The sequence below is a fragment of the Bizionia gelidisalsuginis genome (assembly GCF_008086185.1).
In the GTDB taxonomy this organism is placed as follows: Bacteria; Bacteroidota; Bacteroidia; order Flavobacteriales; family Flavobacteriaceae; genus Bizionia; species Bizionia saleffrena.
This window is the reverse complement of record NZ_VSKN01000017.1, coordinates 53,583-65,143: the sequence shown is the minus strand read 5'-3', so window position 1 is coordinate 65,143 and position 11,561 is coordinate 53,583. Positions and strand designations below refer to the sequence as shown.

Annotated in this window: 14 protein-coding genes; 12 read left to right on the top strand and 2 right to left on the bottom strand. The window is 36.4% G+C overall.

Annotation, left to right across the window (positions count from 1 at the left end):
• The 5 genes from ES677_RS15330 to ES677_RS11750 form a co-directional block, all read left to right on the top strand.
• Positions 1-226 (top strand): hypothetical protein (locus ES677_RS15330; protein WP_211357879.1); only part of this gene is annotated, 226 nt, incomplete at its 5' end.
• A gap of 60 nt (positions 227-286) precedes the next feature.
• Entirely contained in the window at positions 287-463 is a 177-nt protein-coding gene (locus ES677_RS15325) for a hypothetical protein (RefSeq protein WP_170235065.1), read from the top strand.
• 113 nt (positions 464-576) lie between these two features.
• Positions 577-2,601 (top strand): ATP-binding protein, encoded by a 2,025-nt coding sequence (locus ES677_RS11760; RefSeq protein ID WP_148381361.1) that lies wholly within the window; start codon positions 577-579, stop codon positions 2,599-2,601.
• Between the two features lie 19 nt (positions 2,602-2,620).
• The gene (locus tag ES677_RS11755) at positions 2,621-3,298 is read left to right on the top strand and encodes a helix-turn-helix domain-containing protein (protein ID WP_148368537.1); all 678 of its coding nucleotides are present in this window, start codon (positions 2,621-2,623) and stop codon (positions 3,296-3,298) included.
• 505 nt (positions 3,299-3,803) lie between these two features.
• Entirely contained in the window at positions 3,804-4,283 is a 480-nt protein-coding gene (locus tag ES677_RS11750; RefSeq protein WP_148381360.1) for a hypothetical protein, read from the top strand.
• Between the two features lie 174 nt (positions 4,284-4,457).
• On the opposite strand, the gene ES677_RS11745 is transcribed toward ES677_RS11750, so the two are convergent.
• Together ES677_RS11745 and ES677_RS11740 are read right to left on the bottom strand one after the other, a co-directional pair.
• On the bottom strand, positions 4,458-5,585 hold the full coding sequence (locus ES677_RS11745) for a glycosyltransferase family 2 protein (RefSeq protein ID WP_148368535.1): 1,128 nt from the start codon (positions 5,583-5,585) through the stop codon (positions 4,458-4,460).
• A gap of 1 nt (position 5,586) precedes the next feature.
• On the bottom strand, positions 5,587-6,552 hold the full coding sequence (locus ES677_RS11740) for a hypothetical protein (RefSeq protein ID WP_148368534.1): 966 nt from the start codon (positions 6,550-6,552) through the stop codon (positions 5,587-5,589).
• A gap of 70 nt (positions 6,553-6,622) precedes the next feature.
• Between ES677_RS11740 and ES677_RS11735 the strand changes: the two genes are divergently transcribed.
• The 7 genes from ES677_RS11735 (at position 6,623) to ES677_RS11710 (ending at position 11,526) form a co-directional block, all read left to right on the top strand.
• Complete coding sequence (locus ES677_RS11735) at positions 6,623-7,252, top strand: cell envelope biogenesis protein OmpA (protein ID WP_148368533.1); 630 nt, start codon at positions 6,623-6,625, stop codon at positions 7,250-7,252.
• Positions 7,253-7,807 carry a crossover junction endodeoxyribonuclease RuvC gene (gene ruvC / locus ES677_RS11730; RefSeq protein ID WP_148381359.1) on the top strand — a complete coding sequence of 185 codons (555 nt, stop codon included), beginning with the start codon at positions 7,253-7,255 and terminating at the stop codon, positions 7,805-7,807.
• Between the two features lie 117 nt (positions 7,808-7,924).
• Entirely contained in the window at positions 7,925-9,055 is a 1,131-nt protein-coding gene (gene hemW, locus ES677_RS11725; protein WP_148381358.1) for a radical SAM family heme chaperone HemW, read from the top strand.
• Complete coding sequence (locus ES677_RS11720) at positions 9,055-9,801, top strand: cyclase family protein (protein WP_211357878.1); 747 nt, start codon at positions 9,055-9,057, stop codon at positions 9,799-9,801. Before hemW ends, ES677_RS11720 begins: the two co-directional genes overlap by 1 nt.
• A 695-nt stretch (positions 9,802-10,496) precedes the next feature.
• On the top strand, positions 10,497-10,802 hold the full coding sequence (locus ES677_RS15320; RefSeq protein ID WP_170235064.1) for a hypothetical protein: 306 nt from the start codon (positions 10,497-10,499) through the stop codon (positions 10,800-10,802).
• On the top strand, positions 10,760-11,113 hold the full coding sequence (locus ES677_RS11715; RefSeq protein ID WP_170235063.1) for a T9SS type A sorting domain-containing protein: 354 nt from the start codon (positions 10,760-10,762) through the stop codon (positions 11,111-11,113). Before ES677_RS15320 ends, ES677_RS11715 begins: the two co-directional genes overlap by 43 nt.
• 47 nt (positions 11,114-11,160) lie before the next feature.
• Complete coding sequence (locus tag ES677_RS11710; RefSeq protein ID WP_148368529.1) at positions 11,161-11,526, top strand: MmcQ/YjbR family DNA-binding protein; 366 nt, start codon at positions 11,161-11,163, stop codon at positions 11,524-11,526.
• The last annotated feature ends 35 nt before the right edge of the window (positions 11,527-11,561 follow it).

Sequence of the window (11,561 nt, the reverse complement as noted above, 5' to 3'; positions counted from 1 at the left end):
AAACCATTTTCAAAACAGAATAATAACAACCCCTAAAATCAGAATACTTATGAAAACCTTAAAAATTACTTTTATCGCTCTTTTTTCACTCGGACTATTCACTGCTTTAGCTTCAACTGTTACTGTTACACCGACGACAACCTCAAACACAGAGCTTGCGCCAACCGAAGTACACCTAGCAACAACATCTCACAAAGTAAAAATCAGCGTCCCTACCAACGGATAGATTTTCAATTTAAACCATTTTCAAAACAGAATAATAACAACCCCTAAAATCAGAATACTTATGAAAACCTTAAAAATTACTTTTATCGCTCTTTTTTCACTCGGACTATTCACTGCTTTAGCTTCAACTGTTACTGTTACACCGACGACAACCTCAAACACAGAGCTTGCGCCAACCGAAGTACACCTAGCAACAACATCTCATAAAGTAAAAATCAGCGTCCCTACCAACGGATAGATTTTCATAATTAAACAGATAAAAGAATAGAACACCTTTATTTTTTTAGAGATAATTCAACTTATTTATTCCAAAAAGTATACATTGTAGGCCCTCCTTTAACGTTAATTAAATTGAAATACTTTTTATTTTTACTAGGTGTACTATTGCTGCCTATTGCCTTGCATTCGCAATCTAAAAAAGTGAATAGAGTGGAGCGGATTTACCAGTTTCATGACTCAGCAAAGACGGCGTCTTACACTATGCCGCAGCGGTTTGATTACGCTCGAAGCGGTATAGCACTAGCGCATTTAGAGCAAGTCGATAGCATTGTTTTATCTAGCAATAGAGTCTTGTCTTATCTTTTTATTATAAACAGGGACATCGATTCGATTTACCCTATAAATAGAGAGAATTTAAGATTGTCTTTGCGGTTAAAAGATTCTTTACGAATGGCTTATGCGACTAATAATCTCGGTTATTATTTTCAAGAAACCAATGTGTTGGATAGTTCTTACTACTATTATGCAAAAGCACGAAAACTTTACCAATCTCAGGGAAAAGTTAGGAATCAAGCTTCTGTATTGCTCAATATGGCTATTATACAAGAGCAGGAGCGCGATTTTATGGGAAGTGAAATTAGCGCTATTAAAGCTGTTGAGGTTTTAAAAACACTCGCGCCAAGCGACGCTATTTACGATTTGTTATGGTCTCTACATAATGTGTTGGGGATAGCTGCCGAGCAATTAGAACGTTTTGATGAAGCTATAGAATACCATTCAAAAGCATTCGCCTATGCCAATAAAATGGATGATAGTGAGAGTTTACGGCTTTACACTCAAACCAATTTAGCGATTTTATACCGCAGAAAAGGTGATTATGAAAAAGCCGAACAACGTTTCTATGCTATTTTAAAAAACTCAGCCCTTAAATACGAAGACCCTAGTACCTACTCATTAGTGATGGCCGGTTTAGCCTATTGTGAGTTTCTTGACCCTAACCGACATAACGACGCCCAAATACGATCCCGGTTTAAAGAGTCTATAGCGGTCGCTGAAGCGTCCGATTTTTTAATGGAATTAATGTATGCCAATCACTATTATGGGGAGTATTTATTAGATAAAAATGAAAAAAAATCGGCCATAACACATATTAATATAGCACACGCATTAGCGAAAAAATTAAACGCTAACGAATCTGTTTTAAATACGTTGCTTTTAAAATCTAAAATAGAAGATGATACCATTTCGAAAAGCTATTTACTAGACTATATACAATTAAATGATAGTTTAGTGTTAAAAGAGCGGCTTATTAGAAACAAATTCGCACGAATAGATTACGAAACTGATATTATCAAAAAAGAAAAGGAAATCATTTCAAAACAGCGTTTATGGTTAATGCTGATATCGGCAGTTTTATTGATTTCGTTGTTTTTAGTGTACAGTATAAAAAACCACCGCTCGCGAAAACGAGAACTTGAAGTTGCTAAAACGCAGCAAGAGGCGAATGAAGAGATTTACAACCTAATGTTGTCGCAACAAGAACACTTAAATCACGCTAAAGAGCAAGAGAAGAAGCGGATTTCTCAAGATTTACACGATGGTGTTTTAGGGCGGTTATTTGGCACGCGGTTAAGTTTAGATAGTTTGAATTTTAGTACAACTGCTGATGCTATTGAAACCCGTAGTACCTACATTGATGAATTAAAAAGTATTGAAGATGACATTCGGGAAGTGTCTCATAAGTTAAATACCGATTTTATCAATCAGTCCAAATTTACCGATATTATAGAGACTTTGTTGAAAACACAGTCGACGGCCTTGGGTTTACACTATCGTATGGATGTGGATGATACTATTAATTGGGATCAATTGTCCAATAAAACTAAAATCCATATGTATCGTATCACACAAGAATCGTTACAAAACATTTTTAAACACGCGGAAGCAACTAAAGTAAATGTGATTATTAAATTAGAAAATAAAAACCTTATTTTAGAGGTGCAAGACAACGGTAAAGGCTTTAATGATTCTAAAACCAGAAAGGGAATAGGACTAAAAAATATGCGAGATCGCGTGAGCGAAATTGACGGTGCTTTAGTTTTAGATTCCGACATTAACACTGGTACAATAGTACGAATTACAATCCCCTACCTATAAAATATGAGGCTCTTAACCTATGCACAAAACACCTATTAAAATATTGATGACGGACGATCACCCTATGATTATTGAAGGGTATCAAAACACGCTGTTATCGTCCAAAAAAGAACATCAAGAATTGGATATTGCTATCGCTAGTAATTGTGACGAATCTATAAAGGCCATTAAAAAGTCGATGGCGATAAAGTCTCCTTTCGATATCTTTTTTTTTGATATCAGTCTTCCTCCTTCAAAAGATGGGGTGTATCAATCTGGTGTCGATTTAGCCGCTTATGTTAAGCAATACGTGCCAGCAGCCAAAGTCGTGTTGTTAACGATGTTTAACGAGTCGTACCGCATTCATACCATTATAAAAAACATTAAACCAGAAGGGTTTTTAATAAAAAGTGATATTACTTCAAAAGAACTATCTAGCGGTTTTCAAGCCGTTATTAATAACCCGCCTTTTTATAGCGGAACGGTGAATAAAATTTTGAATAAGATGACGTCAAGCCGTTTAGATGTCGACGATGTAAGTCACGAAATTTTATATCTACTTTCTCAAGGTGTTAAAAATAAGGATATGTCAAAGCGTATTAATCTCTCTTTAAGTATGATTGAAAAACGTAAAAAATATTTAAAAGAGGTTTTTAGAATCAGTGATGGAAAAGACGATACTTTGGTTATTAAAGCTAAAGACGCAGGTTTTATATAGTAAGATTTAGGTACTCTGCATTATTAAATTTATGCAGCACATTCTGCGTTTTCTTTCCATAACAGTGTGTTGCTTCTAGCATAGAATATCTACCTATACAAACCTTATGGTTTTTTTGTTTAGAAAAGAGAGCGTCTTTATAGTGCAAAACAATTTTTATAAGCAATCTGGCCTAAATGAGTGCCACTATACATCCTAAAAAGGAACCGAAAGCTGCTTTTACAGCTGTTTAAAGTCCGCTTAATTTATTAACTCTCCACCGCGTGCACTAACAAAGAGCATGCGAAAACACTTACAATAACTACATAAATGTTTATTAGTAGGACGAGTGGGTTGGTTTTGTTACGGATTAAAGGGTGCTGCTTCTGGGTATACGCTGTATTTAAACTGTGAGAAGATGACTATTGCGATGTAAAATGGAGTCGTTTAAAATAAAACCGAAGCACTGTCTTCGGTTTTTTATTTTTAGGATAATAAATTGTACTTTTCACGTTCAGTTTAGAGTATGAAAAAAGCACTTATTTTTTTACTGTTTGTCAGCGTGTATTCATGTAATTATTTTGAAGCCGAAAAAATAGCTTCGGAAGATATTTTAAATGAAGAGCTAAAAACATTCAATTGGAATACGGTCGATGCTTATCCTGCTTTTGCTTCTTGTGAGTCGTTAACCACGAAAGGGGATAGAAAGCACTGTTTTGAAAACACGTTAGCTTCCCATATTGCCAATAGCTTTTTAGAACAACGATTTATAGTCACACAAACGATAAGTGATACCGTTGTTTTGGAGTTTACTATTTCAGAAAAAGGGGTGTTAGCGCTTAATCATATTCGGGTCGATTCTTTAACGGCGCACGAAATACCTTCCATTAAAAAGATATTACAGGAAAGTTTAGAAACACTCCCAGACATTTACCCCGCCATAAAAAGAGACCAGCCGGTAAAAACTACTTTTACGATACCGCTTATTTTATCTGTTAACGAATAGCGTGCAGGTTCAACTTACAACCAATCGCGAAATCTACGGGACACTTATATTCTTTATCTAGAAAAAGAGTCACCAGAGAATTATACACAAAGGAACGGTACTTGTTGTGGGCTTTAATGAGCACTCAAAATAGAAATTATTAATGTTGCGAAACGCTTTGCACTTCGCTTAATGTTATTTATTAAACTGGCGCCCTTTCCATTTATAGGTAGAAAATAAAGTAGAACACGCAATTAAAACGGTAAATAAAGGATATAATATACTTGAAATGATATAAAAGGATGTAGAAAATGACGTCTTAAAAAAGCGACACGTTTTAAATAATAAAATGCCATCTATAACTATTTTAAGTGTAAAAATAATAAGCATTGTATTTAAAGTGATTATAGCGCTTAAAACAAAAATAAAGCTTAGTAGTACCAGCAGGTTCATCGTTAAGACTAAAACACCTACCCCCTTTCCAAACACAGAAGAATACTGCGATGTTTTTGCCGCCCAGCGCTTACGCTGCTGTACTAGCTGTATAAAATTGGGTTGCGGCTTGGTGTACACAATCGCGTTAGTACTCTTTAAATACTGTACTGCATTTGGTGTGTCTTGCAGAGCTTTTTCGAGCAAGAAAATATCGTCGCCACTTGCAATAGTGTTATTTCCTGTAAAGCCTTCCAGTTTTAAAAAAGTCTCTTTTTTGTAGGCAAAATTAGCGCCATTGCACATAAAAGGCTTATTAATACCAAAACCACCAACAGTTGCGCCCATTAAACTTAAAAAGTCTAGGGCTTGAAAGCGTTTTAAAAAGGAGTTGCTTTGGTGGTAGGCTACAGGCGCCGCAATAACATTGCAGTCATTATTTTGAATATAGCTATCCAGACTATTTAGCCATAAGTTTGGTACATTACAATCGGCGTCGGTGGTAATAATCCACTCATTTTTTGCTTTGCTGATAGCGGTTGTAATCGCATCTTTTTTTGGTGAATTTGAAATGCGCTCGTTATTTAAAATGGAATAGTGAAATGTGGGCTGTTTCTCGAAAAATTGAGAGATAAGTTGTGCCGAACCATCTTCTGAAGCATCGTCAACAAAAATAATTTCAAACCGTTCTTTCGGGTAGCGCAGCAGAACTAAACTGTCTAGTAAGTCTGTTACATTACTTGCTTCATTTCTAAAGGCAATTACTATAGAAAAACGGGTTTTAGATATGGTTTCAGAGGTGTTAAAACTTTTTATTTTGTCAAAACCGTAACAGAACCCCGCAATTAAAATCACATATAAACCAGTAACCATATAGAGGAGTAACATCATTCTATGTCGTTTTTACGGGTTTAAATTTAAGCACAAAATAACTACCAAGGCAACTCGGTAACACAAAATTAAGACTCCACATTAGGGTTGTGGTGCATAAAATGGGGAGTGCGCCAACACCAATTAATGCAAAGAGATACACCGCAATGCTGCTTTTAATTAGGACATCAAAAATAAAAATAGAGGGCATAATAGATGAAAATAAATACAGTGTTGAGATGAGCATCATAGCTTCGAGATAGGGGATTTCAATACCAAAAAGGGCGAGTATAACATAAAATTGAAATGAAAACACTAGGTATCGCAATCCCGAGATTATAAGAGTTACGCGTTTCGTTTTTGGCGAGAGTCGTTTTAGCACCAATACAAAAGGGTATAGTTTGTTGACGATCTTTTTAAAAACGTTATACGAAGACATGCGATACAGTATAATAAGGCTTGCAAGAACTGCGAGTCCTACATTTATAAGATATTTAAAGTTGAGGGGAAGCTTGTAATCCTTAGCGAGTGTTGTAAGTCCGATGACACCAAAAACGAGAGTGACTATCATTTGCATCGTGTTCCCAAAGAGGTTTAATAACACGATTTTAGTGCGATTTTGCGGCTGGTAGTATAGTGCTTTTGCGCCATAATCGCCAATGCGGTTGGGCGTTAATAAAGAAGCGGTTAACGCTCCTAAAGTTTGTTGCGAAGCCGCTTTAAAAGTGATTTTCGATAAACTGCCGACTAACACTTGCCACTTTCTTATTTCTAATCCCCAGTTGCTGCACGTTAAAACAATTAGAAACACGATGTTTAGCGTAGAAAATTGCGGGTTACTAGCTAAAAGCGCTACAAAAACAGGCAAATCGAGGGCTTCATTTTGGGTTAGTTTGTAATAAATAAAATAAAAAGCGCCAAGTACTAAACTCAATTTAATGAGTACAAAAAAGAATTGATTAGTTTTGTAAGATGCAGTTATATTCATTTCAATTAAAAATGGAATTTTAAAAGATTTGCCAAATTTAATACGTGCAAAATAAACTAAAAATAATACAATGAAGACTTCAAATACACCCTATTGTTTTTTAATCGTGTTCTTGATAAGTGCAACCTCACTTTTCGCGCAACAAGACACCAGTAAATGGAGAGCACTATTGGCTATTGGCGTTAACAGTCCGTCGCAAAGCGGTTTTGTCGCAGATTTTGAAGGCAATTCAATAAATTTCCCAACTATTAATCTAGGGGTGCAAACGCTGTTTACCCCACAAATGGGTGCTAAACTAGATTTTGGTTACAACCGCTTTTCAAATGCCGATAAGAGTCCGGCGTTTAAAGTGAATTACACCCGGATAAACGCACAATTTGTGTACGATGCCTCACCGCATCTTCTGTTTCTACCAGTTAGAATGGCAGTTGTAGGCCATATCGGTCCCGGCTATTCAATAGTAAAGCCATTGGATGTTTATGGCGATAATAAAGTATCCTTTTTGAATGCGATGGCCGGTTTGGAGTGTCATTATAATCTAGACGAGACATTGGCGTTGTATTTAGATGGTAGCTATATTAAGGGTTTCGCAAAAGATTTCGATCCAGAAATGAGTGGCTATGGCTCGTTTAATGGTGATTTGTTAACAGTAACAGTTGGTGTGTCGATCGCATTAAGTGGGTGTAGAACGTGTAATTAAATGGTAGAAGAAAAAATTATTTTAGGTATCGATCCCGGAACTACTATTATGGGTTTCGGACTTATAAAGGTAGTAAATAAGAAAATGCAATTCCTTCAGCTTAACGAATTGGATTTAAAAAAATACGACGACCATTATTTAAAACTAAAGCTTATTTTTGAGCGCACCATTGAGTTAATCGATACCCATCATCCCGATGAAATTGCTATCGAAGCACCTTTTTTTGGTAAAAACGTACAGAGTATGCTTAAGTTAGGTCGCGCTCAAGGGGTCGCTATGGCGGCTGGATTATCGCGAGAAGTGCCTATTACCGAGTATGCGCCTAAGAAAATAAAGATGGCGATTACCGGTAACGGAAACGCCAGTAAAGAGCAAGTGGCGAAAATGTTGCAAGGTATGTTAGGATTAAAAACGTTGCCTAAAAATCTAGATTCTATGGATGGTTTAGCCGCAGCCGTCTGTCATTTCTATAATTATGGTCGTGTGGAAATTGGTAAAAGTTATAGCGGTTGGAATGCTTTTGTAAAGCAAAACGAAAAGCGCGTAAAAAAGTAGTCTTAAGCCGATAAACCTCAGAAGTAACTAAAAGTAACAGTCCATTTTGGTCTGTCATTAAAGCATCACTAAAGAATTAATCTTCAGTTGAAGCACAACACACACACACACACACTTATGTCGGGTATTTATATTCATATTCCTTTTTGCAAACAAGCCTGTCACTATTGCGATTTTCATTTTTCGACCTCACTGAAAAAAAAAGGTGAACTGGTGGCGGCTTTAATGCATGAAATCGCAATGCGAAAGACTGAAATGGTTTCGAAACCTGTGGAAACTATTTACTTTGGAGGTGGCACGCCGTCGTTATTAACTAATGCCGAAATAGAAGCGATTATTGCAGCCGTTTATAAAAACTATACCGTTGCGCCCAACCCTGAAATTACACTTGAAGCGAATCCTGACGATTTAACACCGGCACGTATTTTAGAACTAAAAGCGACGCCTATTAACCGTTTAAGTATTGGTATACAATCGTTTTTTGCCGCTGATTTAAAACTGATGAATCGCGCACACAACGCGCAAGAGGCAAGCGATTGTTTAACATTTGCAACACAACATTTCGATAATATTTCGTTGGATTTAATTTACGGAGTTCCGGGCGCAAGCAATGCACAATGGGAAGCCAATATCGATCAAGCTTTAGCTTTTGGTGTGAATCATATTTCGAGTTACGCCTTAACGGTCGAGCCGAAAACGGCTTTGGCGTCTTTTATAAAAAAAGGCGTTATCGAAAATGTAGATGATGAGATGGCACAACAGCAGTTTTTTATTTTAACCGATAAGCTGGAAGCCGCAGATTTTGAACACTATGAATTATCAAACTTTGGAAAGTCGGGCTATTTTAGTCGGAATAATTCTGCGTATTGGCAAGGTAAAACCTATTTAGGTATTGGGCCTTCGGCACATTCTTTTAATGGAGAGCAGCGCAGTTGGAATATAAAAAATAACACCAAATATATTCAGGCAATTACAGAAGACAGATTGCCGCAAGAGGTTGAAACACTAAGTACAACCGATAAATACAATGAGTACGTAATGACGGGACTCCGCACCATATGGGGTGTGTCGTTAGAGAGGATCAGAACAGATTTCGGTGCGACTTTTGAAACTTACCTTTTAAAACAGAGTGATAAGCATATAAAAGAACAATTATTGTATATTGAAAATGAGAAATTAAAAGTAACCAAAAAAGGTAAATTTTTAAGCGATGGCATCGCATCAGATTTATTTAAAATTAATATATAGTGAAGGCAACAATTCAAGTAAATAGTAAAAGGTATAAAGTTGATTTAAATAAACCTCTGGATATTTCTATGCCGCTGCGTGCTTCTAAAAGCAATGCGAATGCGTGGTATGTAGATGCTCCAGAAATAAAACCTGTGGTGGTGAACAAATGGGTAGCGAGTGTGAAAAAAGGGGCTTCTGTCAATTTTAATAACATTAATTTCAATCCCCACGCACACGGCACGCACACCGAATGTGTTGGCCATATTACCGAGAAAGTATATAGCATTAATAAGTGTTTAAAACGGTTCTTTTTTGTGGCAGAACTTATTACCGTAGCCCCCGAGTTACAGGGTAAAGATTATGTCATTGGGAAGCAACAAATTCAGTTTTTATTAAAACGAAAAGTGCCACAAGCTATAGTGATTCGTACTATGCCGAATACAATCGAAAAGAAATCGCGACAGTATTCTAATACCAATTGGGCATATCTTACGGAAGAAGCAGCCGAATATCTGAAGACAAAGAATATACAGCATTTATTAATCGATTTACCAAGCGTGGATAAAGAGAAAGATAATGGCGCATTATTAGCGCATAAAGCCTTTTGGGATTATAACGGGACATTGAGAAAAGAAGCCACTATTACCGAATTTATTTATGTACCCAATACCATTGCTGATGGCGCATATATTTTAAATCTGCAAATAGCCCCTTTTGAAAACGATGCATCGCCCAGTAAACCCGTTTTGTATAAGATAGAATAGGGGAGATTCGTGGTGTTTTACTGTTGGAAGACATTTAATTAACGACTTCCCTAACATTCCATCTTTATGGAAAATAATAGGCGCGATTTTTGACACGAAAACTTGCGGTGCGTTGCTTGAAATTGAGTATAAAAAGGCGTTACTGGGTAGGCAAAACCAAGAACTCTAAGGTGGCGATAAAAGAGTTTTGGAGATATTATAACTTTGTCATTTAAAAGTATAACACCTTTGTTTGCTGCGTTCTTTACTGGCGTAAGGCTTAGGTTAAGAGAATACGTTAGGGAACATTTTAACAAAATGAAAGTTGCAGAATGTTTTGTTATTGCCGTCCACGATTACGAAAACGTGATTTATTTGGACGCTGGTATTGCTTACTTGTAAAACGGATTTTCGAAAGACAGTAATGGCAGGAGTGCGATGGTAGCATTAGGGTTATTTAATCAAAACATTTTAGAATGTCCTTTTGTAACCTATATGAAAAATAGCGTGATTAGAGTTTTAAGTCTAAAAAGCGTCTTGTAACCGAGAAACCGAGTTGTGCACTCATAAAAATAGAGCTTATAATATAAACGTATATTTATTACAGAGGCGCGCTTAACCGTTGTACCATGAAAAACAGAATTGTAATCCTGTTTTTATTCATATGTTTTGCTACGTCTTCTCAAGATCCACAGCTGATAAATAGCACCTGGTATTTGCAAGATGTAATTATTAACGAACAGGAGAATGTGCTGCCTATAAATTATGAGGTATTAACTATTAGTGCCGATTTTACCGATTCAGCCGAATTACAAACTGTTGTTTGCGATGGACTATGCGGCGATATTACGTACTTAGCGTCGCAGTTTACCTTTAACTCTTACGCCTTGACCTTAGGTGGTTGCGAAGCGGCAGTGAATTCAAATTTTCAAAATGTTTATTTCTCAGGTTTTTTGAAAATGATATTACCTCTCCCTTTTTGTATGCTATTACAGATGAAATTAACGGGAGTAAAACTTTAGTTGTAACGAATGCATCGGGAGATGAAGCTATTTATGGGAGTGTGTTATTATCTAGACAAGCGTTTGCAACACCTTTAGTATCTACGTATCCAAACCCAGTTAAAGAGACTCTTTTCGTTACCACGAACCCAAATTCAGGTTATGTTACTATAGCTATATTAAATAATCTAGGGAAACACGTACTGTCTTTAAAAAGTTCTGAATTGAACCAGACAGTGATTAATGTTGAGTCGTTAACAAGTGGACTCTATTTTTTGCGCCTTACAAATGATAACGGAGACGTTGAAGTCAGTAAATTTTTAAAACTATAAATTCATTTTTTTTACTATCTCACATAATATAAAAGCAACTTCTATTTATGAATATCGAAGACATTAGACGTTATTGTCTAGAAAAACCTCAGGTTACGGAGCATTTTCCGTTTGATGCGTCGACTTTAGTCTTTAAAGTTGCGGGTAAAATGTTTCTGTTAACCAGTTTAGAGACTTGGGAAAAAGGCGCTCCTTTTTTAAATTTAAAATGTAATCCCGACTATGCCGAAACGCTAAGAGCAGACTACGAGAGTATAACGCCAGGCTACCATATGAGTAAAAAGCATTGGAATTCGGTATCCCTCAATAACAACGATTTGCAACCGCAATTTATATTTGAGCTTATCGATAATTCCTACGATTTAATACTAAGGGGTCTCACTAAAAAAGTGCGACACGAATTTGGCTTATAGCTTCTAGCTTAGAGGTGTAGCCATTCAATAAATAT

Excerpts from the sequence above, each read along its gene's own strand:
- ES677_RS15325 (WP_170235065.1), top strand. The coding sequence starts at position 287 with ATGAAAACCTTAAAAATTACTTTTATCGCTCTTTTTTCACTCGGACTA.
- ES677_RS11755 (WP_148368537.1), top strand. The coding sequence starts at position 2,621 with ATGCACAAAACACCTATTAAAATATTGATGACGGACGATCACCCTATG.
- ES677_RS11750 (WP_148381360.1), top strand. The coding sequence starts at position 3,804 with ATGAAAAAAGCACTTATTTTTTTACTGTTTGTCAGCGTGTATTCATGT.
- ES677_RS11745 (WP_148368535.1), bottom strand. The coding sequence starts at position 5,585 with ATGATGTTACTCCTCTATATGGTTACTGGTTTATATGTGATTTTAATT.
- ES677_RS11740 (WP_148368534.1), bottom strand. The coding sequence starts at position 6,552 with ATGAATATAACTGCATCTTACAAAACTAATCAATTCTTTTTTGTACTC.
- ES677_RS11735 (WP_148368533.1), top strand. The coding sequence starts at position 6,623 with ATGAAGACTTCAAATACACCCTATTGTTTTTTAATCGTGTTCTTGATA.
- ruvC (WP_148381359.1), top strand. The coding sequence starts at position 7,253 with ATGGTAGAAGAAAAAATTATTTTAGGTATCGATCCCGGAACTACTATT.
- hemW (WP_148381358.1), top strand. The coding sequence starts at position 7,925 with ATGTCGGGTATTTATATTCATATTCCTTTTTGCAAACAAGCCTGTCAC.
- ES677_RS11710 (WP_148368529.1), top strand. The coding sequence starts at position 11,161 with ATGAATATCGAAGACATTAGACGTTATTGTCTAGAAAAACCTCAGGTT.